This is a genomic window from Streptomyces sp. NPDC048370, from assembly GCF_043200825.1.
In the GTDB taxonomy this organism is placed as follows: Bacteria; Actinomycetota; Actinomycetes; order Streptomycetales; family Streptomycetaceae; genus Streptomyces.
This window is the reverse complement of sequence record NZ_JBICYI010000006.1, coordinates 32,839-57,000: the sequence shown is the minus strand read 5'-3', so window position 1 is coordinate 57,000 and position 24,162 is coordinate 32,839. Positions and strand designations below refer to the sequence as shown.

Genomic DNA, 24,162 nt, shown 5'->3' with positions numbered 1-24,162 from the left:
AGGTGAGGGCCCGTCAGAATATGTCGGGGCACCACGGCCGGCGCGGGGCCCGCAGCAGCACGTCCGCGCGGACGGCCGCGCCCGCCGTGAGCTCCTCGACCCGGCCAAGCTCCGCCAGCCGCACGACCGACTCGTCACCGAGCGAGAGCGTGCCCAACTCGGCGATGTCGAGGGCGAGATCGGCGGACTCGGTGGTACGGGAGCACTCCGCGCCCTCCGGGGAGGCGTCGAGCCGGTAGCGCCCGCCGGCCAGCCCGGCGGCGTCCCGCAACTCCAGGACGAGGCTGCCGGAACTCGCGTACGTACGCCCCTGAAGGACCTTGGCGACGTCCAGGACCCTGACCCACAGCATGTCGGCGTGGCTGACCACGCGGGCGGCGCGCGGGTCGGGCAGGAGCAGCGGGAGGACGTCGTCGGGGCCGCGGAGGCCGGAGCGGACCGTGGTCACCCAGTCGAGGGAGCACAGGTACCGCCAGAGCGCCCGCTCGGCGGCCGGGGTGCAGGCGATCAGGTCCCGGACGGTGGCGGTGTTGATCGGCTGCTTGCCGTCGTCCCACTTGTCGTCGGAGCGGTAGGCGACGTAGCCCTGGACGTCGCCGTCGGCGGAGCGGTAGACCGCGTAGAAGGGCTCGATCCAGGGCTCGCCCTGGAAGCCGAGGCCGGTGGAGCGCTCCCAGCCCTGGGTGTCGCGGTTCGGGACGCCGGCCCGGACGCGGGCCATGCGGCGGTGCACCTCGGGGCCGATCTTGCGGATCTCGGCGCCGTCGGAGAGCTCGATCGAGCCGCCGTCGTCGGGCTGCCCGGTGCGGCGCGGGTCGAGCCCTGCGCGGGTGACGTCGACGGACCACTCGGTGGTCCAGGCGGCGGGGCCGAAGCCGTACCGCCCGTAGATCGGGTACTCGGCGGCGATGAGCGAGGCGACGGCGTCGCCGCGCTCCTTCGCTGCGGCGAGGTCCCCCGCCATCACCCGGCTGAGCACACCGCGCCTGCGGTGGGGCGGCGAGACGGTCACCTGGCTGACGGCGTCGGCGACGAGCGAACCGCCGCCGACGGTGGACAGGTCCTGCGTGAAGCTACGGAAGGTGGCGACGACCCGGCCCCGGTCGAAGACCCCGAACGTCCGGGACAGGTCGAACTGCGGGAGCCGCTGCTCGACCTCCTCGTCCGTGACGACGGGCGGCCGCAGGAACCCCGCCTTGAGCGCACGCAGCCAGTCACCCAACTCGGACTCGCCCACGGGGCGCACCTCAAGACTCATACGTTCGAGGCTAGGGCGCCCACCCGACCGCCCGCACCCCAGTTTTCACCGGGGCCGGACGGAAACGACGGAACGGGAGGGGTCGGGGACGGGATCGGCCGGGATCGACGGAACGGGACGGGCCAGGACGGGATCGGCCGCGAACGACGGAACAGAACCGGGCGGGACGAGTTCGGCCGGGAGCGGCCGGGAGCGGCCGGGAGCGGCCGGGAGCGGCCGGGGCCGCTCACGCCAGCAGGTCGTCGACCTGGGCCTCGCCCTCGCGGTAACGGCGGGCGATCTCCGCGCTGCAGTCGTCGGCCGTCCGCTGGAGATCCTGCCGGCGGCGCGAGACCTGCTGCTCGTACCCCGCGAGACGGCCCATCGCCGCGTGCAGCTCGTCGTCCGTACGCGCCCCGAGGTCGGACAGCTCGACCTCCGAGAGCATCTCCGCCGCGAGCCGCCGGTACTCCTCGCTCCGGGGCGTCGACAGCGTCACGTGCCGCGCCGACGAACCCCGCCGCGACGGCACGTCCGCGAGGATCTCCGACAGCCGGTCGAGGACCGGCGACTCCGGATCCGTCCGCCGCGCCAGCTCCGCCCGCAGGATGTCGATACGGCCCTGCAGCATCCGCCGTACGTAGCTGAGGTCCGCCTCGTCGCCCTGCGCGTCACGGCGCAGCGCGCGCAGCTCCGGCAGCCGTAGCTCGGCCATGTCGGGCCGCGGCCGCGCCGGCAGCGCGGGCTCGGCCGTCCGCTGCACGGGCGGACGTACGCCCACTCCGGAACCGAATCGGGCCGGCGTCTGCCCGGCGCCAGGTGCACTCATGTGAATCGTCCCCTCGACCGGTGCGGAGCCGCACCGCCTGACACGCATGGTGCCACTCCTGCACGTGCGTGTGCAGGCGCTCTGCACCCGTTCAGCCCCTATGCGTCGTTCTGTAGGTTGGTCTGTATGCGTGCAGTGGTGCAGAGGGTGGACGGCGCGAGCGTCGTCGTCGCAGGCGAGACCGTCGGCGAGATCGTCGGCGAAGGGCTGTGTGTGCTGGTGGGAGTGACTCACGAGGACACGCCCGAGAAGGCGGCGCAGCTTGCCCGAAAGCTCTGGTCCGTCCGGATTCTGGAGGGAGAGAAATCCTGTTCGGACGTTAATGCGCCCTTGTTGGTGATTTCTCAGTTCACCCTCTACGGGGACGCCCGCAAGGGCCGCAGGCCCACCTGGAACGCCGCCGCGCCCGGCCCGGTGGCCGAGCCGCTCGTCGACGAGGTGGTCGCGCGGCTGCGGGAGCTGGGCGCGCACGTGGAGACGGGCCGGTTCGGAGCGGACATGCGCGTCTCGCTCACGAATCACGGCCCGTTCACGGTGATCGTGGAGGTCTAGGGCGTGTTTCGAAAGTAGCGCCGTCGGCCCGAAGGGCAGGCCTGGCGGCGTCTGGTGCGTGCGATCGCAAGGCGGAGGGTCGCCCCGATACTGGATGTATCGGGGTGATCCCGACAACGCGGCGAGCGTGCGTGCCAGGCGTCTCGGGGCTACGGCTCGACGACGGTCTCCTGGGCCGCGGCCGTGTCCCCGGCCATCAGCTCCGCGTCCACCGGCACGTTCCGCTTCACCATCGCCAGGGCGATCGGCCCCAGCTCGTGGTGGCGGCCGGAGGTGGTGATGAAGCCCAGCTGACGGCCCTCGGCGCCGTCCGCCGCGAGCCGGATCGGGGTGCCGTGGCCCGGCAGGTGGACCTCGCTGCCGTCCAGGTGCAGGAAGACGAGCCGGCGCGGCGGCTTCCCCAGGTTGTGGACGCGCGCGACGGTCTCCTGGCCCCGGTAGCAGCCCTTCTGCAGGTGCACCGCGCTGCCGATCCAGCCCAGCTCGTGCGGGATGGTCCGGTGGTCGGTCTCGAAGCCGAGCCGCGGCCGGTGCGACTCGATCCGCAGCGCCTCGTACGCGAGGATCCCGGCGGCGGGCCCGTGCGTACCGGCGAAGGCCTCGAGCTCGTCCCGGGGCAGGAACAGATCGCGCCCGTGCGGGGTCTCCCGTACGACCACGCCCTCCGGGACCTCGGCGATGGAGCCGGCCGGGAGGTGGACGACGGCGACGTCGTCCGTACGGTCGGCGACCTCGACGCGGTAGAAGAACTTCATCGACTCCAGATAGGCGATGAGCTCGTCCCGCGTGCCGGGCTCCACGTGCGCCCAGACCGTCTCGCCGTCGTCGACGAGGTAGAGCGCGTGCTCGATGTGACCGTTGGCGGAGAGGATCAGCGCCTCGGTGGCGCGGCCCGCCGGCAGGTCGCTGACGTGCTGGGTGAGCAGCAGGTGCAGCCAGCTCAGCCGGTCGTCGCCGGAGACGGTGACGACACCGCGGTGCGAGAGGTCGACGAAACCGTCACCGGCGGCGAGGGAGCGCTGCTCGCGGAACAGATCGCCGTAGTGCGCGGCGACGCCTTCGTCATGGCCTTCCGCGGGTACGGCACCGGGCAGGGCCAGCAGCGGGCTCTTCACCAGAGGGCTCTTCATGGGGCAAGCCTACGACTGCGTGCCGGTGTCCTTGTTCGAGCCCGTGCCCTTGTTCGAGCAGTCCCGGCAGCGGCCGAAGATCGCGAAGTGCTTCATGTCCGTCTCGAAGCCGAAGGTCTCCTTCAGCTTCGAGGTGAAGCCGGCGGCCACCTCCACGTCCGCCTCGATGACGTTCGTACAGTCACGGCAGACCAGGTGCAGGTGGTGGTGCCGGTCGGCGAGGTGGTACGTCGGCGCCCCGTGCCCGAGGTGGGCGTGGGAGACGAGCCCGAGCTCCTCCAGGAGCTCCAGGGTCCGGTACACGGTGGAGATGTTCACACCGGACGCCGTCTTGCGGACCTCGCCCAGGATGTCGTCGGGCGTCGCGTGCTCCAGCGTGTCCACTGCCTCCAGGACAAGCTGGCGCTGAGGCGTCAGCCGGTAGCCGCGCTGCCGCAGGTCGCTCTTCCAGTCGGTGCTCACCACGCCCCCCAGTGTAGGAGGGCGTGGCCGCACTCGGCTGTGGCGCGGAGGTCCTACTTGAAGAAGGCGATGCCGTCGTCGGGCAGATCGCCCAGGCCGCGCGCCATCTCCGCGACCTCCTCGGGCGTGACGACCTTCTTCAGGTGCGCCGACATGTACGGGCGCAGCGGGACCTCGGGGGTCGCCTTCTCGCCCACCCACATCAGGTCGCCCTTGACGTAGCCGTAGAGCCGCTTGCCGCCGCTGTGCGGCCGCGAGGTGGCGGTCCGCGCGACGGCGTCCGTCACCACGTCGATCTGCGGCTTCTTGTCGGCCAGCTCGCCGTACCAGATCTCCGCGACGCCCTGGTCGCGGACCATGACGATCTCGACCTTGCGGTCCTTGTCGATCCGCCAGTAGCCGCTCTCGCTCTCCAGCGGACGGACCTGCTTGCCCTCGTTGTCGAGGACCCAGGAGTGCGAGTGGTACTCGATGAAGTCACGGCCGTCGTGGCTGAAGGTCACGGACTGACCGAAGTTGCACTTCTCCTCGCCGGGGAAGTCGGCCACGCCCGCGCCTTCCCACGTTCCGAGGAGGAACACGAGGGGGACGAGGTCCGGGTTGAGGTCGGACGGGATCTCGATCATGAGCAGCTCTGTCGTTCCGTAGGCGGGGAGGTGGTGGGCGGTGGTTAGCGCTGGCCCTGGTACAGCTTCTTCACGGCCAGACCGGTGAACGCGAGCACGGCGACACAGACCAGGGCCAGGAGGACTTCGAAGAAGATGATCACGGGTGCTCCTCGGATGAGCGTGAAGGCAGAACGGGCCGGACCCCAGCTTAGTCTGCGGGGGCCCGGCCCTCTGTGTGAGGTTCTGCTAGTGCCGTCGGGTCAGCCCAGCAGCTGGTTCTGCAGGGCGACGGTCTGCTGGAACGGGACCGTGAGCGCCTCGCCCTTACGGGTCTGGGTGATCATCGCCAGGGTGTCGCCGGCCTGGATGTAGGCCCAGCGGGTCTGGTCGGCGTTGTGCGGCAGCTCGACGAAGGTGTACGCGACGGTGTACGGCACCCGGATCTCGGTCGGGAACGCGCCGTCGATCTCGACGCCCTCGACCCCGTCGAGCAGCGGACCGTCGACGGCACCGGCCTCCAGCGCGTCGTCCTTGAAGGCCTCGGCGAAGGCCACCGAGTTGAACCGGAGCAGGTGGATCCGGGTCGTCGTGCCGTCCGGCATGGTCCAGCCCCGGGCGGCGACGTGCCGCAGCGTGGACTCGGCGAGCGGCTCCGACAGCTTGGCCCGGTCGTCCTTCCGGTACTGCGACAGGAACTGGTCGACACTGACCCAGCCGCCGTTCAGCTTCGGGTCGAGCGTGGCTCCGGCCGGGGCGGGCAGGAGAAGTTTGCGCAGGTCGGCGTGGTGGACCTCGCCGGCGTTGCCCTTGGTGTAGGGGCGCGGCACACCGGCCGGGAGGGCGGGGAGACTGATCTTCGGGTACGCCCAGCGCCCGTCGTTCTCGGTCGCGAGACCGGGCACGTCGGTGCGCTCCATGGAGGTGATCCCGAGCGCGGTCCCGGTCCCGATGCCACCGAAGACGAGCACGGCGGCGGTCCAGCGGGCGACGGCCCACAGGAGCGGCTTACGGGAGGACTTGGGGGCGGGCTGGGACGGCGCGGGCAGGGATTCGGCGGCCGGGGCGGGAGCCTGCTCGGGCACGACGGTCGCCTCGGGCGCGGTGGTCTCCGTCTCCGTCTCAGCGACCTCCGTCTTCGTCTCCGGCTCCGGCTCAGCGATCTCCGTCTCCGACGCAGCGACCTCCGTCTTCGTCTCCGGCTCGGTCTGCTGCTCGGTCGTCATACGTACTCCCCCGGGGACTTGATGTGGTCCAGCTGCTTCTTGACCAGGTCGGCGACCTCGGACTTGTCGAACGGCCGGGCGCCGGCGACGGTGACGGTGACCGTGACCTCGGAGTCGTAGGCCATGCAGGTCATCTCCTCCAGCTGCTTGTCCTTCTCGTCCTTGTCGAGGTCCTCGTCGGGCGGAAGCATGAAGCAGGCGGAGTTCTTGTGACCGCTGATCTTCGGCCCCTTGGGAAACTCGAAGAGCTCGAAGAGACGCTTGCTGACCTGGAACGCGTCGTGGAGCCGCTTCTTGTCCTTCATCTGCGTGACGCGGACGTACACGACCGTCTTGCCGTCCTGCGCCGCGAAGGAGCGGACCGCGATGCCCTTGAGCCCGAGCTTGTCGACCTGCTTCTCGTACTCACGACGCTTCTTGCCGGAGAGCCCCTTGCCCTCCTGCTTCATCAGCGCGCGGGCCTCCGTCTCGGTCAGCTCGTCGTCGTTGCCGTACGACTCGACGTCGGGGCCGAGGACGTAGCCTTCGGGCACGGGCAGCAGCAGTTTGCTGAGCGGCGTGGACGCCTTGCCGCGCGACATGCTCAGAGCGGCAGGGTCCTCGTCCTCCGCCGACGTCTCGAGACCCTCCCAGACGACCGTCTCCGCGCTGCGGTCGGCGGAGTTCACGGTGACGGCGGTGTACGTCACGCCACCGCCGATCGCCCCGAGGACGAGGACGGCGGGCAGGACGACGGTCAGCAGCTTGCGCCCACGCCGCACCTTCTGCGGCTCGGGCTCAGGCTCGTTCACGGACTCGTTCACGGTGTCCAGTTCCTCGCTCACAGGCGCCCCAGCTGCTTCTCTGCCACCGAACGGATGTCGTTGGCGGAGATCTTCTTGGTGTCGAACATGAAGATCACGGCCATGATGTCGCCGCGGTGGAAGTAGGCCCGGGCCTGGTACCTGTCCAGGTAGCCGGCCTCCCGCTCCACCGGGAACACGTAAGAGCGGCCGTTGGCCGAGCCCTTGATCGGCTCGCCCTCGGACCGGGCGTAGTCCTTGTCGGGCATGTAGTCCATCTGGCTCTCGGCGTGGTCCCGCGCGCCGTCGAAATCACTGGGGCGGTACTGGACCAGGGTGATCTCGGTCGTGCGGTACTTGCCGGTCTGCCAGGACGCGGTCGCGATGCGCCGCACGTCGTTGCCCAGCTGATAGTTCAGCGCGCCACCGGGGTCCTGGAACTCCCTGGCGTACGAGGGCACCGTCTTCCACCCGTCGCGGTCACCGAACAGCGTGTCCTTCGCGCCCGCCGGACGTGGCACCAGCAGCTTGCGCAGGTCGCCGTCCGTCTTGGCCCTGCGGTCCTCGGAAGCCGGCAGCGCCACGGGCGCCTGCCCCTTGGGGAGCGGCTTCGGGTAGGCGAGGTCGGGCTGGTTCAGGGCGGGCAGTGGCGTCGGCTCACGCTCGGCCTGGATGCCGTAGCCCACGGCGGTACCACCGACGAGGCCGAGAACGGCGGCGACGGCGATCAGGCCGACCGTCCGCCCGGTGCGACGCCGACGCGGCGGGGCCGCGACGGCGCTTACTTCCATGGCTTCCAAAGGGTCCCCCCACGAGACCTGAACGACGGATTCCGTTATCCGTGCACACAGCTGACACGTGAGGGGTGCATGAGGTTGCAGAGGTCCGCATTACAGTTCGGCATATGGCGAAGAAGCTCGTGATCAAGGTGACCGCCGGGGCCGACGCCCCCGAACGCTGCTCCCAGGCCTTCACGGTGGCGGCCGTCGCCGTCGCCAGCGGGGTCGAGGTCTCGCTCTGGCTGACCGGCGAGTCGTCGTGGTTCGCCCTCCCGGGCCGCGCGGCCGAGTTCGACCTCCCGCACGCCGCGCCGCTCCCGGACCTCATCGACTCGATCCTGGCGGCAGGCCGCATCACCCTCTGCACGCAGTGCGCGGCCCGCCGCGAGATCACGGAGAAGGACGTCCTGGAGGGCGTACGCATCGCGGGCGCGCAGGTCTTCGTCCAGGAAGCCATGACGGACGACACCCAGGCGCTCGTCTACTGACCGATTGCCTACTGGTCCTCGCGGGGCCGCTTCTTCCCGTCGAGCTCGTCCCACCACTCGTCCGACTGAGCGTCCCCGGACGGATCGTCCCACCACCGGTCCTCCGGTCCCCGCCGGTTCGCGATCATCGCGGCGACCGGCGGCATGACCATGGCGACCACGCACATCGCGATGGCGACGGGCATCGAGAACAGCCGCACGACAGCCCAGGCCCCCACGAAGAGCACCACGCAGGTACCCATCATCCAGAAGTAGACACGACGCCGCCGCGCGTACATGCCTTCAGCGTACGACCGTGGCCCCCCAGTGGCGCAGCAACCGCCTACCCCGCCCCAGGACAGCCGCCCGGTTCGTGTCGGGCACCCTGCTGGTGCGAGGGGTGCGCGGGCGGTAGGTCTCCGGGCAGACCGAAGGGCCGCACCTCAGGTTCCAGGAAGCGTCCAACCCCCAGAGAGGTGCGGCCCTTCGGCCGGTTCAGCGGTGCGGTGTCGTCAGACCGCGATGGCGACCTCGGCGAGGCCACCGTGCTGGGCCACGACCTGGCGGTCGGCGGTGCCGCCGGGGACCAGGGCGCGGACGGTCCAGGTGCCCTCGGCCGCGTAGAAGCGGAACTGGCCGGTGGCGGAGGTCGGGACCTCGGCCGTGAACTCGCCGGTCGAGTCCAGGAGGCGTACGTAACCGGTGACGGGCTCGCCGTCCTTGGTCACGAAGCCCTGGATGGTGGTCTCACCGGGCTTGATCGTCGAGGCGTCGGGCCCACCGGGCTGCGCTCCACACATGTTTCTGTCCTTACGGTCGAGGGGTCCGGAGGGTCTTACTTGTTGGCGCCGAGCTCGATCGGCACGCCCACGAGGGAGCCGTACTCGGTCCACGAGCCGTCGTAGTTCTTGACGTTCTCGACGCCGAGCAGCTCGTGCAGCACGAACCAGGTCAGCGCGGAGCGCTCACCGATGCGGCAGTAGGCGATGGTGTCCTTCGCCAGATCGACCTGCTCGTCCTCGTAGAGGGCCTTGAGCTCGTCGTCCGACTTGAAGGTGCCGTCGTCGTTGGCGTTCTTCGACCACGGGATGTTGCGGGCGCTCGGCACGTGGCCGGGGCGCTGCGACTGCTCCTGCGGGAGGTGCGCCGGGGCGAGCAGCTTGCCGCTGAACTCGTCGGGGGACCGGACGTCGACCAGGTTCTGCGCGCCGATCGCGGAGACGACGTCGTCACGGAAGGCGCGGATGGAGGTGTCCTGGGCCTTGGCCTTGTACTCGGTGGCCGGGCGGGCCGGGACCTCGGCGACGAGGTCGCGGGAGTCGAGCTCCCACTTCTTGCGGCCGCCGTCGAGGAGCTTCACGTCCTGGTGGCCGTAGAGCTTGAAGTACCAGTAGGCGTAGGAGGCGAACCAGTTGTTGTTGCCGCCGTAGAGGACGACCGTGGTGTCGTTCGCGATGCCCTTGGCCGAGAGGAGCTTCTCGAAGCCCTCCTGGTCGATGAAGTCGCGGCGGACCGGGTCCTGCAGGTCCTTGGTCCAGTCGATCCGGATCGCGTTGCGGATGTGGTTCTTCTCGTACGCCGAGGTGTCCTCGTCGACCTCGACGACGGCAACCTGCGGGTTGTCGAGGTTCGCCTCGACCCAGTCGGCGTCTACCAGGACGTCGCTGCGGCTCATGTTGTTTCTCCTCCGGGGCAGTGTTCGGCGGTGTGGTGCGGGTGCGGGTACGCGGCATTGCGGGCGTACGGCTACGCGAGGTGCGGCCCCGACCGGAGGTCGAAGGGCCCGAGGAATACGGGACTCGGCGGTCCCGCTCAGACAGAGCGACAGAGCATGGCGGCGATGCGGCACAGGTCTACTGCCCGCCGCTTCGTGAGATCCGCCTGTCGCTTCATGCCCACGATCGTAGGGACGGACAGGCGGCCGTGTCACCGGCGTGTCGTATTTTGAGACGCGATCGTCCGAGATGCGAGACGCGATCACCGGGAAGGCGTGCCCCGCCTGGTCGTGAGCGGGGAGGACGGGGTGAATTTTCTACGGGTCGGACAGGGCCGTCTCAGCATGTGGCCGGAGGGGGGAATGGGTGGGCGCGGGTGGGTGACCCGGGTGGCGGTGGCAGGCGTGGGGCCGGGCGGCGCGGGTGGCGCCCGGCGGCGTGAGCGGCGGGCGCCCGCAGGCGCCCGTCCTGGGCGGCCTAGGGGCCTGCCCCGCCCCCGCTCAGCCCCTCCCCGCTCAGCCCGCCAGGGAGACGTCCGTGCCCGTCACTCCGATCGCCACGCCGTCCGGGCGTGCCTCGATCTTGGTCAGCTTCAGGCCCGCCGGGAGGCCGCCGATCTCGCGGTCGAAGTCGGTCCGCTGGCGGATCAGGGACTCCAGGCCCGGGATGCCCTCGCCCGGCACCGCGTCCGCGCGCACCCGGATCGTGTCGCCGTTGACCAGCGTCACCGAGGAGACGACGCTGCGCGTGACCGTGCGGCCCAGGACCTTGACGCCGCCGGTGACCTTCAGCTTGCCGTTGTCGCCGTAGGCGACCTTCACGTCGCGGTCGGCGGCCGCCGTCAGGTCGGCGTACGAGATCAGTGCCGTGCCGGTCACGCTGTGCGCGCGGGCGCTCGTGAAGGCGTCGTTCACCGTCACGTCGCGCAGGGCGGCGTTCATCTCGGTGATCCGGATCTTCCGGTCGCCCGCCGTGGCCTCGACGCCGGTCAGCACCACGTCGACCTCGTCGAGCCGCTTGTCCATGACCTGGGTCAGGAAGGGGAAGCCCTTGATGTCGACCTCCGTCGAGCCGGCCCGCGCGGGGCCCAGGCGGACCCGGTCGGCCGCCTCCGACTCGGCGTACGAGACCGCGAGACGGTCGACGCCCACGAAGATCCCGCCGAGCACGACGGCCACGATCAGCAATATGCGCAGTGCTCGCACGGTCTGCTCGCCCCCCACCCTCAAATGACTCCGGCCCCCGACACGAAGATCGACGTGTCGTGAGGCCGGATGGTTCCCGAACATGTGCCGCAACGGCTCAGGCGAGCGCGCGTCCCAGGAGGTAGACGGCGGGGGCGGCCAGGGTCAGCGGGAGGGCGACACCGGCGGTCATGTGCACGAAGCGCGACGGGTAGTCGTAGCTCGCGGCCCGCAGGCCGACAAGCGCGCACACCCCTGCCCCGAGGCCGAGCAGGGCGCCGGAGGAGCCCAGGTCGGTCAGGGCTCCGGCCGCGATCCCTGCGCCCGCGGCGGCGAGGAGCGCCACGACCACGGAGGCCGCGCCGGGCAGTGGGAGGGCGCGGGCGACGACGGCGGCGGCGACCGCGAGGCCACCCACGACCACGGCGTCGGGCGCGGCGCCGAGGTGGCCTGTCGCGACGATCGTCAGCGCGGCCGAGGCGACCGTCGCCATCAGTCCGTACATCCGCTCGTCCGGGTCCGCGTGGCTGCGCAGCTGCAGGACGAGGGTGAGCAGCACCCAGACGCCGAGGGTGCCCATGATCGCGGCGGGCGCGTTCTCCCGGCCCGCGGCGAGCAGCACGACGTCGGCGGTCAGGCCGCCTGCGAAGGCGAGGGCGATGCCCTGCCGGGCCGGCCACATGCCGTTGAGCCGGAACCAGCCGGCGGCGGTGACGGCCTGGAGCAGGACGAGCGGGACGAGCAACCCGTACGTGCCGAGGGCGGCGCCCACGGCCAGCAGGACGCCGAGACCGGCGGTGAGCAGGGCCGGCTGGAACCCGGGCGCGATGATCGGCGACCGGCCCTCGGCCCGCGCGCGCTGCGCGTCGGTGAGGCGGGTGTGGCCGGAGGTGGTGGGCGAGGACCACCCGGGGGCGGACTCGGGCGCGGGGGCCGCCTCAGCGGCCACCGGCGCCTCCTCCGGCAGCGGGTACGCGGCGGACTGCGGCGGCAGGTACGCGGTGTCGGCGGCGAGCCCCTGAGGCTCGTGAGCCTGGTGCGCCGCCGGGGCCTGCTGAGGCTCGTGAGCCTGGTGCGCCGCCGGGGCCTGGTGCGCCGCGTGACCCGGCTGAGGCGCCTGACCCTGCTGCGCCGCGGCCAGCTGCGCCGGGTCCACCACCGGCTGGTACTGCGTGTCCCAGGTCTGGCCCTCCCACGTCTGCGTGACGTGCGGATCCTGGTACCCGTACGGCTGCTGCCCGTACTGCCCCTGCCCCTGCCCCTGCGGCTGGGCCTGCCCCTGCTCCGGCTGCCGGCCGTACTGCCCCTGCTGCTCCCCGTAGTACGGGTCGTACCCCGGGTCGTACGGCTGCTGCTGATCGCTGCTCATGCTGTGCGGTTCACCCTCCTGCGAACGGCGGGAGCACCTCGACCGTGCCGCCCTCGGCAAGGCGTACGGTCTCATGCGCGCGGGTCCCGACGGGGTCACCGTCGATGAGGAACGAACACCGCTGGAGTACGCGGACCAGCTCGCCCGGGTGCTTCGCGCGGGCGGCCTCCAGCGCCTCGGCCAGGTTCTCCGCGGTGTACGGCTCCTCGGCGACACCGGCGGCGGCCTTGGCCGCGGCCCAGTAGCGGATGGTTCCCGCTGCCATAGCGGCGCTCCCTTCGTTCGTGTGCGCGCCGCTGTCCATGATGGGCTATCGGCGCGTGAGCCAGCCCCCCAGACGGCGCAGCAGCTCCTCGTCCGCCGCGTTCTCCGCGTGTCCCATGCCGCGCTCCAGCCACAGCTCGCACCCGGCGGCCTCGGCGAGCGTCCGGGGGTGGTCGACGGGGAAGTACGGGTCGCGGTCGCCGTGCACGATCAGCAGCGGGGTCGGCGCGATCATCGGGGCCGCCTCGACGGGCGACAGCGGTACGGGGTCCCAGTCCTGGTTGTGGATGCGCGTCCGCAGTCCGTACCGGCCGACGAGCCGGCCCATGGGACGGGTGATCACCCAATGGACGCGGCGCATCGGGGGCGTACCCCGGTAGTACCAGCGCGCGGGCGCGCTGACGGCCGCGACGGCGTCCGTGTGACCGCCGGTGTCCCGTTCCAGGGCGGCGTGGCGCAGGACGATCGAGCCGCCCATGGAGAAGCCGAGCGTCGCCACGCGCGCGTGGCCGAGTTCACGGGCCCAGCGCACCGCCGCCGCGAGGTCGAGGACCTCCCGGTCGCCGACGGTGGAGCGGCCACCCGATCGGCCGTGTCCCCGGAAGGAGAAGCTGACGACGGCGGCGTGCGCGGAGAGCGCCCGGGAGGCGCGGCGCACGGCCGGGCGGTCGGCCGACCCGGTGAACCCATGGGCCAGGACGACGGCCGTATCGGTGACCCCGCGCGTACAGGGTTCGTAAACAGCCTCGATACGGACACCGTCCTCCGTGAGCAAAGTGGCACGCTGGAAGCCGGATGTGGTCGAGGAAACATCCACGATGTGAAATCGGCCCTCTGCCTCGGAACTCATGTGGGCTATTCTGCTTGGCAGAGGATCCGGGCGACGCAGCCCCCGGGTCCTTTTGCGTTTTCCGTCCGTTGTTACGGATGGATGAACAAAAGCTCTCAGGGCGCGAGAGCCAGCAGTGATGCAGCAGTGAGCAAGTGCCGCAGCAGTCCTCGCAGGGACCGAGGAGGAACCGACGTCATGGACGAGCGATCCGAGCACGACCGACCGACGACACTGTCGACGACCCGGGCAGGGGGAACGCGATGAGTTCGTTGCTGCTCCTCACCAATGCCCTCCAGCCGTCGACCGAGGTGCTTCCCGCACTCGGCCTGCTGCTGCACAACGTGCGGGTGGCCCCGGCCGAGGGCCCGGCCCTTGTGGACACCCCCGGGGCCGACGTCATCCTGGTCGACGGCCGGCGCGACCTGCCGCAGGTCCGCAGCCTCTGTCAGCTGCTGCGCTCCACGGGGCCCGGCTGCCCGCTGATCCTCGTCGTCACGGAGGGCGGCCTCGCGGCCGTCACCGCCGACTGGGGCATCGACGACGTGCTGCTCGACACCGCGGGACCGGCCGAGGTCGAGGCGCGGCTGCGGCTGGCGATGGGGCGGCAGCAGATCGTCTCCGACGACTCCCCCATGGAGATCCGCAACGGCGATCTCTCGGTGGACGAGGCGACGTACAGCGCCAAGCTCAAGGGCCGGGTCCTGGACCTGACCTTCAAGGAGTTCGAGCTCCTGAAGTACCTCGCGCAGCACCCGGGCCGGGTCTTCACCCGTGCCCAGCTCCTCCAGGAGGTCTGGGGGTACGACTACTTCGGCGGCACCCGTACGGTCGACGTCCACGTACGGCGACTTCGCGCCAAGCTCGGACCCGAGCACGAGTCGCTGATCGGCACCGTCCGTAACGTCGGCTACCGCTTCGTCACGCCGGAGAAGGTGGAGCGGGCGGCGGAGGAGGCGCGGGCCAAGGAAGAGGCCCGGGTCAAGGCCACCGCGCGGGATGTCACCCCCTCGGGGGACAGGAACGTGGCGGAGGCCACAGTGCGACCTGCCGGTAGGTAGGTCACCCCGCGTAGACTGCCGCGCGTGGCCAAGGTGACGCGGGATGACGTAGCGCGACTGGCGGGTACTTCGACCGCGGTCGTGAGTTACGTCATCAACAACGGACCCCGGCCGGTTGCCCCGGCCACGCGCGAGCGTGTCCTCGCCGCCATCAAGGAGCTGGGGTACCGCCCCGACCGGGTGGCCCAGGCGATGGCGTCGCGCCGTACGGACCTCATAGGCATGATCGTCCCTGACGCGCGCCAGCCGTTCTTCGGCGAGATGGCGCACGCGGTCGAACAGGCCGCCGCCGAGCGCGGCAAGATGGTCCTCGTCGGCAATTCGGACTACCGCGACGAGCGCGAGGTCCACTACCTCCGCGCCTTCCTCGGGATGCGGGTCTCCGGGCTGATCCTGGTCAGCCAGGGCATGAGCGAGCGGGCCGCGAGCGAGATCGAGGCCTGGGACGCGCGCGTGGTGCTGCTGCACGAGCGGCCCGAGGCCCTGGACGACGTGGCCGTCGTCACGGACGACATCGGCGGCGCGCAGCTCGCCACCCGGCACCTCCTGGAGCACGGGCACGCGTACGTGGCGTGTCTGGGCGGCGTCCCGAACACCCCGGCGGTCGGCGACCCGGTCGCGGACCACGAGGAGGGCTGGCGGCGCGCGATGCTGGAGTCCGGCCGGTCGATCGAGGGCCGGCTCTTCCAGGCCCCGTACAACCGCTACGACGCGTACCAGGTCGCGCTGAAGCTGCTCTCGGGCCCGGACAGGCCGCCGGCCATCTTCTGCTCGACCGACGACCAGGCCTTCGGTGTGCTGCGGGCCGCGCGCGAGCTGCGGATCGACGTGCCGACGGAGCTGGCGGTGGCCGGCTTCGACGACGTGAAGGAGGCGGCGCTGACCGACCCGCCGCTGACGACGATCTCCTCGGACCGCCCGGCGATGGCCCGGGCGGCGGTGGATCTCGTCCTGGACGACTCGCTGCGGGTCGCGGGCTCGAAGCGCGAGCGCGTGAAGCAGTTCCCGTCGGCCCTGGTGGTCCGCCGCTCCTGCGGCTGCAACGGCGGCTGACCCTCGCCGGAAGGCCCCCCTAGGGGGCTCCGCCTCCGAGACCTCAGCGGCCTCCGAGGCCCCTGGGACCTCCGAGACCTCAGCGGCCTTTATATAGGGCATACGGGCTTCTGTCGGGCTTCTCAGGTCGTCCTCAGAGTGCTCTCATCTACGGCTCCGAGAGTCGTAGCCATGACGGACTTCCCTCAGCAGCCGCAGCAGCAGCCGTACTACCCGCCGCAGCCCCCGAGGCCGCCGTACGACCCGACGCAGCCGGTCACCACGGAGCCGGGTACGACCGTCTGGCCGTCCGGAGGTCACCTTCCTCCCGCGCCCCCCGCGGCTCCTCCGTCCCCGGCCGCCCCCCAGCCGCACCGGCGGGCCAAGCGGGGCGTCGGGCTCCTCGCCGCCGTCGCGATCGCCGCGGCCGCGGTCGGCGGCGGCACCGCCACCCTCGTCCAGCAGCTGACGGCGGACGGCACCCCGAGCGCGACGGGCGTCAGCGGCACGAACGTCTCCGCGAGCAGCAAGGGCACGGTGGCCGGCGTGGCCGAGGCCGTCTCGCCCTCGATCGTGGAGATCTCCGCGAACTCGGGCTCCGGCAAGTCCACCGGCTCCGGCGTGATCATCACGGGCGACGGCGAGATCGTCACCAACAACCACGTGATCTCCGGCGCCTCCTCGATCAGCGTGCAGCTGTCGAACGGGAAGACGTACCAGGCGAAGGTCGTCGGCACGGACCCCGACAAGGACCTCGCGCTGATCAAGCTGGAGGGCGCGTCCGGTCTGAAGGCGGCCACGCTCGGGAACTCCGACAACGTGAAGGTCGGCGACGAGGTCGTCGCGATCGGCTCCCCCGAGGGCCTGACCGGCACGGTCACCAGCGGCATCGTCTCCGCGCTCGACCGCGACGTGACGGTCGCCAAGGACGACGGCCAGGACCAGCAGCAGCCTCAGTACGACCCGCGCCAGGGCTGGCCCTTCGAGTTCGGCGGGCAGGAGTTCAACGGCGACACGGGCTCCTCGAAGACGACGTACAAGGCGCTCCAGACGGACGCCTCGCTCAACCCGGGGAATTCCGGCGGCGCGCTGATCAATATGAACGGCGAGATCATCGGGATCAATTCGGCCATGTATTCGCCGAGTTCTTCGAACGGTTCTTCGGCCGGCAGTGTCGGCCTCGGATTCGCGATCCCCGTGAACACCCTCAAGGCCGACCTCGAAAGCCTCCGCGACGGCGGTTCGAACTGAACGCGTGCGAGGCTGATCCCATGACTGGCCCGGTGAACGAAGGCGACCGCATCCTCATCGTCGACGACGAGCCCGCCGTACGGGAGGCGCTGCGCCGCAGCCTCGCCTTCGAGGGGTACGGGACGGAGGAGGCCGTCGACGGCGTCGACGCGCTCGCCCGCATGGAGTCGTACACCCCCGATCTCGTCGTGCTCGACGTGCAGATGCCCCGGATGGACGGGCTGACGGCGGCACGGCGGATCCGGGCGTCCGGCTCGACCGTGCCGATCCTGATGCTGACCGCGCGGGACACGGTCGGCGACCGGGTGACGGGGCTCGACGCGGGCGCCGACGACTATCTGGTGAAGCCCTTCGAGCTGGACGAGCTGTTCGCCCGGATCCGGGCGCTGCTGCGGCGCAGCTCGTACGCGAGCGCCGCCGAAACCTCGGCCGAGGGCGGCGACGTCCTGAGCTTCGGGGACCTGCGGATGGACCTGGCGACCCGCGAGGTGACGCGTGCCGGGCGGGCCGTGGAGCTGACGCGGACGGAGTTCACGCTCCTGGAGATGTTCCTGGCGCATCCGCGTCAGGTGCTGACCCGCGAGCAGATCCTGAAGGCGGTCTGGGGCTTCGACTTCGAGCCGAGCTCGAACTCGCTCGACGTGTACGTGATGTACCTGCGGCGCAAGACGGAGGCGGGCGGCGAACCGCGCCTCGTGCACACGGTGCGGGGCGTGGGATACGTGCTGCGCGGTGGAGGCCCGGAGTGAGAGGTCCCGTGACGTGGTTCCGGTCGCGTCCCCTGCGGTCACGGCTCGCGCTCCTGACGGCGACGGCGGTCGCCGTGGCGGTCGCGGCGGCCTCACTGGCCTGCTGGTTCGTGACGCGGGCGCAGCTCGCGGCGGAGCTCGACTCCTCGCTGCGCAGCCTCAAGCTGGACGACCGTACGGTGACCACCCTGGCCCTCGCCTGCGCGCGCGGCGACGACTCGCCCGCACAGCTCACCGGGTCCTACACCGTCACGGTCCAGATCGTGCTGGGCAACGGCAAGGCCTGTACGTACGGCCCCTCGCCGATCCCCGTCCTGCCGAGCGACCTGGCGGTGGCGCGCGGGCAGTTGACGGACGCGCTGCACACGACGACCGACGACGACGGCACCGAGATGCGGGTCTACACCTACCGGCAGCCCGCCTTCCAGGAGGTGGTCGGCGTCTCCGTGGCCCGGCCGCTGTCCGAGATCGACAACTCGATGGCCACGCTGGGCTGGGTGCTGCTGCTCGTCTCCGGGATCGGTGTCCTCGGCGCCGGGGCGACCGGGCTCTGGGTGGCGCGGACCGGGCTCGAACCGGTGAACCGGCTGACGGGCGCCGTGGAGCACGTGGCCGCGACGGAGGACCTGACGGTGCGCATCCCGGCCGAGGGCGAGGACGAGATCGCCCGGCTCTCGCGCTCCTTCAACGCGATGACGGCCGCGCTCGCGGTCTCCCGGGACCGGCAGGCGCAGCTGATCGCGGACGCGGGCCACGAGCTGCGGACTCCGCTGACCTCGCTCCGTACCAACGTCGAGCTCCTCGCCCGCAGCGAGGAGACGGGACGCGCGCTGCCGCCGGAGGACCGGCGGGCGCTGATGGCGTCGGTGAAGGCGCAGATGACCGAGCTGGCGGCGCTCATCGGCGACCTCCAGGAGCTGGCCCGCCCGGACGCGGCGCAGCCGGGACCGCTGGAGGTCGTACCGCTGCACACGATCCTGCGTTCGGCCCTGGACCGGGCGCGGCTGCGCGGTCCCGAACTGACCTTCGTGACGGACCTGGCGCCCTGGTACGTCCGGGCGGAGCCGGCGGCCCTGGAGCGGGCCCTGGTGAACGTCCTGGACAACGCGGTGAAGTTCTCGCCCGCGCGCGGCACGGTCGAGGTGTCCCTGATGCGCGGCGAGCTGACCGTCCGCGACCACGGCCCCGGCGTCGCACCCGAGGAACTCCCGCACGTCTTCGACCGCTTCTGGCGCTCCCCCTCGGCGCGCAGCCTGCCCGGCTCGGGGCTCGGCCTGTCGATCGTGGCCCGTACGGTCCAGCAGACGGGCGGCACGGTGGAGCTGACGGCGGCGGAGGGCGGCGGCACGACGGCGGTCCTGCGACTGCCGGGCGCGCCGACGCCCCCGCCGTCAGTTGTGGCGCAGGAGGGACTCGACCAGGCCTGAGCGGGTGTTGGGGTAGTCCATCACCACGATCCCGAGCCCCTTCCAGCCGCTCGCCGTACCGTCGAGGAAGCCGTGGACGCGCGGGTTGAGGTTGTCGGAGTTCCAGCGCGGCGGCAGCGAGGCGGACGTGCTGACGAAGTTGATGTACAGCTTGCCGGGCTGCTCGACGGCCCTGCGGAAGTGGGCCTCGATCTGGGGGTACTTGGCGTTGGGCAGAGCGTTCCAGTCGTCCTGGATCGCGATGGCCCCGCCGTCCCACCACTTGAGTCCGGGAAGGCCGCCGTTGTCGGCGATGAGGACGACCTTGCCGCGGGCCTCGCCGAGCGTGGGGACGGTGTCGCCGATGCGGATGAGGGAGCGCCAGCCCCGGTTGCCGAGGTAGTCGTCGAAGATCGCGCGGAAGGTGGCGTCGGAGTCCGAGGAGTACTCCTGCTTGACCCTCATGAGGACGGTCTCGGAGGGGTGGGCGGCCAGGAAGTCGCGGCAGGCGACGAGGACGTCGCCGAACATCATGTTCTGGTACGCGGCGCCGTGGTGGATGGCGAAGGAGCCGCCGGTGACCCGGCAGCGGACGTCGAGGAAGCGGATTCCGGAGGCGAGCTGCTGCGCGATCGTGGTGTTCTGGCACTCGGCCCAGGGGCCGCCGAAGCGGGCGCCCGAGTCGTGGGTGCCGGGGATGGTGAGCTTCTGGAGCGGGGTGGGGTCGCCGTGGCCGGCCATCCAGTCCTGGAGCCCGAGGGCTCCCCGGGTGCGCGCCCCGGCGGGCGCGGCTCCGATGAGGACGGTGGCGCCGGCTGCCGCGGCTCCCGCGAGAAAGCGTCGTCGGTCCATGGCCGGAGTATGACGGGTACGCGTCAAACAACGCCAGGGTTCCGGATGACGAGAAAGGGGCGGCGGACCGTCGAAACGGTCCACCGCCCCTTCGGGCCTCGCGGAGTTACTTCACGACCGTGATCCGGCCCGTCGCCGGCGGGGCCAGCGGGGTGCTCGCGGAGGAGTGCGCCCCCAGGTAGGCGGTGAAGAGGTCCAGGTCGGACGCGCCGACCAGCTTGTTCTTGTGCTCCTTCAGGACGGCGAAGCCGTCACCGCCACCGGCCAGGAACTCGTTCATCGCGACCCGGTAGGTCTTCGACGGGTCGATCGCCTCGCCGTTCAGCTTCACCGAGGACGTCACGATCCGGTCGGCGCCGGTCTTCGTCAGATCCAGGGTGTACGTGAAGCCCTTCGAGACCTGGAGGATCTTCGGGGCCGCCTGGTTCGAGCCGCTGACCTGCTGCTGGAGCGCGGTGATGAGCTGGGCGCCGGTCAGGTCGACCGCCGTCATCATGTTGGTGAACGGCTGGACCGTGTACGCCTCGCCGTAGGTCACCACCCCGTCGCCCTCACCGGCCGACGCCTTGTGGACCAGCGGCGCGCGCACGCCGCCCGGGTTCATCAGGGCCAGCTGGGCGCCGCCCTTGTCGGCCGGGGCCATGCCCTCCAGCTGCGCGTCCGCGATCAGGTTGCCCAGCGACTTCTCGGGCGCGTCGAAGGGGTTGTCGACGTCACCGGAGATGTAGCCCACGGGACGGCTCGCGATCGGCGCGGCCAGCGTCTTCCAGCGGTCGATCAGCCGGGTCATGTCCTCGGCCTTCGGCACGTCACGGGTGACGACGTGGTTCGCGGAGGAGACGGCGGTGCGGACGATGTCCTTCGAGCGACGGTCGTAGGTGAGCGTCGTGTCCGTGTACAGCTTGCCGAAGGAGGCCGCCGAGGTCACCGTGCGCGGCTTGCCGGACGGGTCCGGGATGGTGCACGCGTACGCCTGGTGCGTGTGGCCGGTCACCAGCGCGTCGACCTGCGGGCTGACCTTCTTCGCGATGTCGACGATCGGGCCCGAGATGCCGTCACCGGGGCCGGGGCTGTCGCAGTTGTAGTTGTACGAGCCCGAGACGGGCACGCCGCCCTCGTGGAGCAGCGCGACGATCGACTTGACGCCCTTGCGCTCCAGGACCTTCGTGTACTTGTTGATCGTCTCGATCTCGTCGCCGAACTTCAGGCCCTTGATGCCCTCGGCGGAGACGATGTCGGCGGTGCCCTCCAGGGTGACGCCGATGAAGCCGACCTTGACGCCGTTGCGCTCCCAGATGAAGTACGGGTCGAGGATCGGCCGGCCCGTCTTCTCGTTCGTCACGTTGGCCGCGAGGTAGGGGAACTGCGCCCCCTTGAACCGCTTGCCCTCCTCGAAGCAGCCGGCGGTCGGGTGACAGCCACCGTTCTGCATGCGGGCGAGCTCGCGCGCGCCCTCGTCGAACTCGTGGTTGCCCACCGAGCTGACGTCGAGCTTCAGGCGGTTCAGCGCCTCGACGGTCGGCTCGTCGTGGAAGAGCCCGGAGACCAGCGGCGAGGCGCCGATCATGTCGCCCGCGGCGGCGGTGACGGAGTACGGGTTGCCCTTACGGGCCTCACGCAGGTGCGTGGCCAGGTACTCGACGCCACCGGCGTCGATGGTCTTGGTCGTACCGTCCGGGTTGGTGTGGGTGACCCGGCCGGCCGAGCCCGTCGGCGGCTCCAGGTTCCCGTGCAGGTCGTTGAAGGAGAGCAGCTGGACGTCGACGTAGCGCCCGTAGCCGTAGCCGTGACCCTTGTCGCCCCGGTCGTCCTTCGTCCCCGAGGCGCCCGCGGGCAGCGCGGCCACGAGCGCGCCGACGGTGGCGAGCCCCGCGCCGACGGCGAGTATCCGCCCCGCTGTCCTCTTCTTCTTCGGTGTCGCTGCCATCGCTCCCCTTGTCCCCGCGCCCTGTCCTGCGGCGCCACTCGACTGCTCATTCGACTGCTGACGTGCCAGCGCAGCCTAGAGTCAACGCGCGTAGCGCAACAGGGGGTACCGGGTTACAACTAGGTTGAAACAAATGCCTGAACACAGCCCCCTTCCTTCAGCAGGGGTTGCCGCATCCTTGGCCCATCGGCTGTCTTCGCGGCGTTGTCAGTGGCCCCCGCTAGCGTCAGCACATCGCTTGGAGGGGGTGTTTCCGTGCTTTCGGGCCGCAGGTACCGGCTTGAGTTGACGGCTGAACAGGCCAATCAGTGCCAGGAGTTCGCCGATATCTGCCGCGCGGTGTGGAACACCGGCTTGGAGCAACGGCGCGAGTATCGGCGACGCGGGGCCTGGATGAACTATGTGCCGCAGGCCGCAGAACTGGCCGACGCCAAGCGCGACCATCCCTGGCTCGGGGCGGCGCCGTCGCACGTGCTCCAGCAGACTCTCCGGGACCTCGACCGGGCGTGCCGGGAGCACGGCACGTTCAAGGTGCGGTGGAGGTCCAAGGCACGCTGGGCACCTTCGTTCCGGTTCCCGGCCGGGAATCTCATGACGGTGGAGCGCTTGGGCCGCAAGTGGGGGCGCGTGAAGCTGCCGAAGCTGGGATGGGTCCGTTTCCGCTGGTCCCGCCCCCTTGGCGGCGAGATTCGGTCCGCGACCATCAGCTGGAAGTCCGGGCACTGGATCGTGTCGCTCCTCGTGGAGGACGGCGCCGTCACACCGGAGCAGCATGCAATCCCGGGCACAACGGTCGGGATCGACCGGGGCGTGAAGACGGCCGCTGTCACCTCGGACGGAGAGTTCTACGACCGGCCGTTCATCACCGTCGGCGAGGCGAGGCGGTACCGGCGGTTGCAGCAGCGCCATTCCCGGTCAGCCCCGGGGAGCGCCAACAGAGCCAAGATCGTCGCGGCGATGAACAAGATCATGGCTCGGGTCGTCGACCGGCGCGGGGATTTCTGTACGCAGACGGCCGCGCGGATCGTCAGGAAGAACGCACTCGTGGTTCTGGAAGACCTCAAGATCCTCAGCATGTCCGCCTCCAGTGCCGGAACCCTGGCCGAGCCCGGTCGCCGGGTCGCGCAGAAACGCGGCCTCAACCGGGCAATCCTCGACAAGGGATGGCACCGCCTCGAACTCGCCCTCACCAGCGCCGCCCGGTACACGGGCACGACCGTGGTGAAGGTGAACCCCGCGTACACGTCGCAGCGCTGTTCCGCCTGCGGGTTCGTGTCGGAAGGCAACCGCGAGAGCCAAGCGGTCTTCCGGTGCAAGAATCCAGTTTGCGGACACGCGGAGCACGCCGACGTGAACGCGGCCAAGAACCTCCGCCGCGCGGCAGGGCATGCCGTGTCAGCCTGTGGAGACCTCGGCATCGGCCGGTCCGCGAAGCAGGAACCTGTAGGCCGGGCGACCGGCCGAAAACCTCTTGGGGAATCCCCGTCCTTCAGGGCGGGGAGGAAGTCAATCCGTAGGCTCGGGCCATGACTCCTGACGCGGCACCGGCCCTCGAACCAGGGCGACAGATCCACACTCTCGACGAACTCTCGCCCGAGCAGGTGAGCGACGTCCTCGACCTGCTGGAGGCGGCCGACCGCGCGGACGGCGTCCACGCCGTGTCCGAGCAGGGGCGGCTCTACCTCCGGCACGGCCGGCGCGAGGGCGTGCGGCACTTCCTACTCACCGTCGGCTCGAACCTCTACGGCTACGCCCAGATGGAGGACACCGACCCCGTGGAGGCCCCGGCCGCCGAGCTCGTCGTCCACCCCACGCACCGCGGCCGGGGGCACGGGCGGGCGCTCGGCACGGCGCTGCTCGCGGCCTCGGGCAAGCGGCTTCGGGTGTGGGCGCACGGCGGGAAGTCGGCGGCCCGGCACCTGGCCCAGGTCCTCGGCCTGACCCTCTTCCGCGAACTGCGCCAGCTGCGCCGCCCCTTGGTCCCGCTCGACATCCCCGAGCCCGTACTGCCCGAGGGCGTCACGGTCCGCACCTTCGTGCCGGGACAGGACGACGCGGCCTGGCTGGCCGTCAACGCGGCGGCCTTCGCCCACCATCCGGAGCAGGGCTCGCTCACCCAGCGGGACCTCGACGACCGGACGGCGGAGCCGTGGTTCGACCCGAAGGGCTTCTTCCTCGCGGAGAAGGAGGGCCGGCTGATCGGCTTCCACTGGACCAAGACCCACGCGGAGGAGCAGCTCGGCGAGGTGTACGTGATCGGGATCCTGCCGGACGCGCAAGGCGGCGGCCTCGGCAAGGCGCTCACGGCGATCGGGCTGCGGCACCTGGCGGCGCAGGGGCTGCCGACGGCGATGCTGTACGTGGACGCGGACAACACGGCCGCGGTGACCGTCTACGAGCGCCTCGGGTTCGCCACGCACGAGGTGGACCTCATGTACCGCACGGAGTCGTGAC

Annotated in this window: 26 protein-coding genes; 9 read left to right on the top strand and 17 right to left on the bottom strand. The window is 70.9% G+C overall.

The annotated features are described in order from the left end of the window. Nucleotides 1-13: 13 nt before the first annotated feature. On the bottom strand, nucleotides 14-1,258 hold the full coding sequence (locus tag ACGFYP_RS15255; RefSeq protein ID WP_393492536.1) for a GNAT family N-acetyltransferase: 1,245 nt from the start codon (nucleotides 1,256-1,258) through the stop codon (nucleotides 14-16). Between the two features lie 226 nt (nucleotides 1,259-1,484). Next, nucleotides 1,485-2,066 (bottom strand): ABC transporter substrate-binding protein, encoded by a 582-nt coding sequence (locus ACGFYP_RS15250; protein ID WP_361960369.1) that lies wholly within the window; start codon nucleotides 2,064-2,066, stop codon nucleotides 1,485-1,487. 126 nt (nucleotides 2,067-2,192) lie between these two features. On the opposite strand from ACGFYP_RS15250, the gene dtd reads away from it, so the two are divergent. Then, nucleotides 2,193-2,618 carry a D-aminoacyl-tRNA deacylase gene (gene dtd / locus ACGFYP_RS15245; protein WP_361676426.1) on the top strand — a complete coding sequence of 142 codons (426 nt, stop codon included), beginning with the start codon at nucleotides 2,193-2,195 and terminating at the stop codon, nucleotides 2,616-2,618. Nucleotides 2,619-2,767: 149 nt separating this feature from the next. Here dtd and ACGFYP_RS15240 read toward each other — a convergent pair whose 3' ends face one another. From ACGFYP_RS15240 to ACGFYP_RS15215, 6 genes are all read right to left on the bottom strand, one after another. Next, nucleotides 2,768-3,733 carry a YgfZ/GcvT domain-containing protein gene (locus ACGFYP_RS15240; RefSeq protein WP_393493457.1) on the bottom strand — a complete coding sequence of 322 codons (966 nt, stop codon included), beginning with the start codon at nucleotides 3,731-3,733 and terminating at the stop codon, nucleotides 2,768-2,770. A gap of 24 nt (nucleotides 3,734-3,757) precedes the next feature. Continuing rightward, nucleotides 3,758-4,213, bottom strand: a complete 456-nt coding sequence (locus tag ACGFYP_RS15235; RefSeq protein WP_393492531.1) for a Fur family transcriptional regulator — start codon at nucleotides 4,211-4,213, stop codon at nucleotides 3,758-3,760. Nucleotides 4,214-4,263: 50 nt separating this feature from the next. After that, nucleotides 4,264-4,836 carry an FABP family protein gene (locus ACGFYP_RS15230; protein WP_393492528.1) on the bottom strand — a complete coding sequence of 191 codons (573 nt, stop codon included), beginning with the start codon at nucleotides 4,834-4,836 and terminating at the stop codon, nucleotides 4,264-4,266. Between the two features lie 242 nt (nucleotides 4,837-5,078). Next, complete coding sequence (locus ACGFYP_RS15225) at nucleotides 5,079-6,041, bottom strand: hypothetical protein (protein ID WP_393492526.1); 963 nt, start codon at nucleotides 6,039-6,041, stop codon at nucleotides 5,079-5,081. After that, entirely contained in the window at nucleotides 6,038-6,865 is an 828-nt protein-coding gene (locus ACGFYP_RS15220; protein ID WP_393492524.1) for a hypothetical protein, read from the bottom strand. The genes ACGFYP_RS15225 and ACGFYP_RS15220 overlap by 4 nt, the downstream gene beginning before the upstream one ends. Next, nucleotides 6,862-7,614: a hypothetical protein gene (locus tag ACGFYP_RS15215; protein ID WP_393492521.1), complete on the bottom strand. Its 753-nt coding sequence runs from the start codon at nucleotides 7,612-7,614 to the stop codon at nucleotides 6,862-6,864. Before ACGFYP_RS15215 ends, ACGFYP_RS15220 begins: the two co-directional genes overlap by 4 nt. A gap of 113 nt (nucleotides 7,615-7,727) precedes the next feature. Here ACGFYP_RS15215 and ACGFYP_RS15210 point away from each other — a divergent pair, with 113 nt between their 5' ends. Then, nucleotides 7,728-8,090: a DsrE family protein gene (locus ACGFYP_RS15210; protein WP_361960357.1), complete on the top strand. Its 363-nt coding sequence runs from the start codon at nucleotides 7,728-7,730 to the stop codon at nucleotides 8,088-8,090. An 8-nt stretch (nucleotides 8,091-8,098) separates the two neighbouring features. Here the strand turns inward: ACGFYP_RS15210 and ACGFYP_RS15205 are convergent, their stop codons facing one another. The 7 genes from ACGFYP_RS15205 to ACGFYP_RS15175 all read right to left on the bottom strand — a co-directional run bounded on the left by ACGFYP_RS15205 (nucleotide 8,099) and on the right by ACGFYP_RS15175 (nucleotide 13,451). Then, complete coding sequence (locus ACGFYP_RS15205) at nucleotides 8,099-8,431, bottom strand: DUF3099 domain-containing protein (protein WP_393493454.1); 333 nt, start codon at nucleotides 8,429-8,431, stop codon at nucleotides 8,099-8,101. Between the two features lie 150 nt (nucleotides 8,432-8,581). Then, the gene (locus ACGFYP_RS15200; protein WP_319311238.1) at nucleotides 8,582-8,869 is read right to left on the bottom strand and encodes a DUF1416 domain-containing protein; all 288 of its coding nucleotides are present in this window, start codon (nucleotides 8,867-8,869) and stop codon (nucleotides 8,582-8,584) included. 35 nt (nucleotides 8,870-8,904) lie between these two features. Further along, the gene (locus tag ACGFYP_RS15195) at nucleotides 8,905-9,744 is read right to left on the bottom strand and encodes a sulfurtransferase (protein WP_361960351.1); all 840 of its coding nucleotides are present in this window, start codon (nucleotides 9,742-9,744) and stop codon (nucleotides 8,905-8,907) included. 555 nt (nucleotides 9,745-10,299) lie between these two features. Further along, on the bottom strand, nucleotides 10,300-10,989 hold the full coding sequence (locus ACGFYP_RS15190; RefSeq protein WP_393492515.1) for a DUF2993 domain-containing protein: 690 nt from the start codon (nucleotides 10,987-10,989) through the stop codon (nucleotides 10,300-10,302). Nucleotides 10,990-11,086: 97 nt separating this feature from the next. After that, the gene (locus ACGFYP_RS15185; protein WP_393492511.1) at nucleotides 11,087-12,337 is read right to left on the bottom strand and encodes a hypothetical protein; all 1,251 of its coding nucleotides are present in this window, start codon (nucleotides 12,335-12,337) and stop codon (nucleotides 11,087-11,089) included. 10 nt (nucleotides 12,338-12,347) lie between these two features. Beyond that, the gene (locus tag ACGFYP_RS15180) at nucleotides 12,348-12,602 is read right to left on the bottom strand and encodes a MoaD/ThiS family protein (protein ID WP_361960346.1); all 255 of its coding nucleotides are present in this window, start codon (nucleotides 12,600-12,602) and stop codon (nucleotides 12,348-12,350) included. A gap of 45 nt (nucleotides 12,603-12,647) precedes the next feature. After that, nucleotides 12,648-13,451, bottom strand: a complete 804-nt coding sequence (locus tag ACGFYP_RS15175) for an alpha/beta hydrolase (protein ID WP_393492506.1) — start codon at nucleotides 13,449-13,451, stop codon at nucleotides 12,648-12,650. 242 nt (nucleotides 13,452-13,693) lie between these two features. On the opposite strand from ACGFYP_RS15175, the gene ACGFYP_RS15170 reads away from it, so the two are divergent. The 5 genes from ACGFYP_RS15170 to ACGFYP_RS15150 all read left to right on the top strand — a co-directional run bounded on the left by ACGFYP_RS15170 (nucleotide 13,694) and on the right by ACGFYP_RS15150 (nucleotide 18,950). Next, the gene (locus ACGFYP_RS15170; RefSeq protein ID WP_393492503.1) at nucleotides 13,694-14,491 is read left to right on the top strand and encodes a response regulator transcription factor; all 798 of its coding nucleotides are present in this window, start codon (nucleotides 13,694-13,696) and stop codon (nucleotides 14,489-14,491) included. 24 nt (nucleotides 14,492-14,515) lie between these two features. Continuing rightward, nucleotides 14,516-15,544 (top strand): LacI family DNA-binding transcriptional regulator, encoded by a 1,029-nt coding sequence (locus tag ACGFYP_RS15165; protein ID WP_361960340.1) that lies wholly within the window; start codon nucleotides 14,516-14,518, stop codon nucleotides 15,542-15,544. A gap of 171 nt (nucleotides 15,545-15,715) precedes the next feature. Beyond that, on the top strand, nucleotides 15,716-16,774 hold the full coding sequence (locus ACGFYP_RS15160; RefSeq protein ID WP_393492498.1) for a S1C family serine protease: 1,059 nt from the start codon (nucleotides 15,716-15,718) through the stop codon (nucleotides 16,772-16,774). Between the two features lie 20 nt (nucleotides 16,775-16,794). Further along, nucleotides 16,795-17,523 (top strand): response regulator transcription factor, encoded by a 729-nt coding sequence (locus ACGFYP_RS15155; RefSeq protein WP_393492493.1) that lies wholly within the window; start codon nucleotides 16,795-16,797, stop codon nucleotides 17,521-17,523. A gap of 8 nt (nucleotides 17,524-17,531) precedes the next feature. Further along, nucleotides 17,532-18,950 carry a sensor histidine kinase gene (locus tag ACGFYP_RS15150; RefSeq protein WP_393492490.1) on the top strand — a complete coding sequence of 473 codons (1,419 nt, stop codon included), beginning with the start codon at nucleotides 17,532-17,534 and terminating at the stop codon, nucleotides 18,948-18,950. Here ACGFYP_RS15150 and ACGFYP_RS15145 read toward each other — a convergent pair. Together ACGFYP_RS15145 and ACGFYP_RS15140 are read right to left on the bottom strand one after the other, a co-directional pair. Then, nucleotides 18,915-19,781 carry a phosphatidylinositol-specific phospholipase C gene (locus tag ACGFYP_RS15145; protein ID WP_393492487.1) on the bottom strand — a complete coding sequence of 289 codons (867 nt, stop codon included), beginning with the start codon at nucleotides 19,779-19,781 and terminating at the stop codon, nucleotides 18,915-18,917. The two genes, ACGFYP_RS15150 and ACGFYP_RS15145, sit on opposite strands and share 36 nt — an antisense overlap. Before the next feature lie 106 nt (nucleotides 19,782-19,887). Beyond that, nucleotides 19,888-21,708 (bottom strand): bifunctional metallophosphatase/5'-nucleotidase, encoded by a 1,821-nt coding sequence (locus ACGFYP_RS15140; RefSeq protein ID WP_393492484.1) that lies wholly within the window; start codon nucleotides 21,706-21,708, stop codon nucleotides 19,888-19,890. A gap of 210 nt (nucleotides 21,709-21,918) precedes the next feature. Between ACGFYP_RS15140 and ACGFYP_RS15135 the strand changes: the two genes are divergently transcribed. Beyond that, entirely contained in the window at nucleotides 21,919-23,238 is a 1,320-nt protein-coding gene (locus tag ACGFYP_RS15135) for an RNA-guided endonuclease InsQ/TnpB family protein (RefSeq protein WP_393492479.1), read from the top strand. Continuing rightward, nucleotides 23,235-24,161: a mycothiol synthase gene (gene mshD, locus ACGFYP_RS15130; protein ID WP_361960329.1), complete on the top strand. Its 927-nt coding sequence runs from the start codon at nucleotides 23,235-23,237 to the stop codon at nucleotides 24,159-24,161. Before ACGFYP_RS15135 ends, mshD begins: the two co-directional genes overlap by 4 nt. The last annotated feature ends 1 nt before the right edge of the window (nucleotide 24,162 follow it).

Excerpts from the sequence above, each read along its gene's own strand:
- ACGFYP_RS15255 (WP_393492536.1), bottom strand. The coding sequence starts at position 1,258 with ATGAGTCTTGAGGTGCGCCCCGTGGGCGAGTCCGAGTTGGGTGACTGG.
- ACGFYP_RS15250 (WP_361960369.1), bottom strand. The coding sequence starts at position 2,066 with ATGAGTGCACCTGGCGCCGGGCAGACGCCGGCCCGATTCGGTTCCGGA.
- dtd (WP_361676426.1), top strand. The coding sequence starts at position 2,193 with ATGCGTGCAGTGGTGCAGAGGGTGGACGGCGCGAGCGTCGTCGTCGCA.
- ACGFYP_RS15230 (WP_393492528.1), bottom strand. The coding sequence starts at position 4,836 with ATGATCGAGATCCCGTCCGACCTCAACCCGGACCTCGTCCCCCTCGTG.
- ACGFYP_RS15225 (WP_393492526.1), bottom strand. The coding sequence starts at position 6,041 with ATGACGACCGAGCAGCAGACCGAGCCGGAGACGAAGACGGAGGTCGCT.
- ACGFYP_RS15215 (WP_393492521.1), bottom strand. The coding sequence starts at position 7,614 with ATGGAAGTAAGCGCCGTCGCGGCCCCGCCGCGTCGGCGTCGCACCGGG.
- ACGFYP_RS15210 (WP_361960357.1), top strand. The coding sequence starts at position 7,728 with ATGGCGAAGAAGCTCGTGATCAAGGTGACCGCCGGGGCCGACGCCCCC.
- ACGFYP_RS15200 (WP_319311238.1), bottom strand. The coding sequence starts at position 8,869 with ATGTGTGGAGCGCAGCCCGGTGGGCCCGACGCCTCGACGATCAAGCCC.
- ACGFYP_RS15195 (WP_361960351.1), bottom strand. The coding sequence starts at position 9,744 with ATGAGCCGCAGCGACGTCCTGGTAGACGCCGACTGGGTCGAGGCGAAC.
- ACGFYP_RS15185 (WP_393492511.1), bottom strand. The coding sequence starts at position 12,337 with ATGAGCAGCGATCAGCAGCAGCCGTACGACCCGGGGTACGACCCGTAC.
- ACGFYP_RS15180 (WP_361960346.1), bottom strand. The coding sequence starts at position 12,602 with ATGGCAGCGGGAACCATCCGCTACTGGGCCGCGGCCAAGGCCGCCGCC.
- ACGFYP_RS15175 (WP_393492506.1), bottom strand. The coding sequence starts at position 13,451 with ATGAGTTCCGAGGCAGAGGGCCGATTTCACATCGTGGATGTTTCCTCG.
- ACGFYP_RS15170 (WP_393492503.1), top strand. The coding sequence starts at position 13,694 with ATGAGTTCGTTGCTGCTCCTCACCAATGCCCTCCAGCCGTCGACCGAG.
- ACGFYP_RS15160 (WP_393492498.1), top strand. The coding sequence starts at position 15,716 with ATGACGGACTTCCCTCAGCAGCCGCAGCAGCAGCCGTACTACCCGCCG.
- ACGFYP_RS15155 (WP_393492493.1), top strand. The coding sequence starts at position 16,795 with ATGACTGGCCCGGTGAACGAAGGCGACCGCATCCTCATCGTCGACGAC.
- ACGFYP_RS15145 (WP_393492487.1), bottom strand. The coding sequence starts at position 19,781 with ATGGACCGACGACGCTTTCTCGCGGGAGCCGCGGCAGCCGGCGCCACC.
- ACGFYP_RS15140 (WP_393492484.1), bottom strand. The coding sequence starts at position 21,708 with ATGGCAGCGACACCGAAGAAGAAGAGGACAGCGGGGCGGATACTCGCC.
- mshD (WP_361960329.1), top strand. The coding sequence starts at position 23,235 with ATGACTCCTGACGCGGCACCGGCCCTCGAACCAGGGCGACAGATCCAC.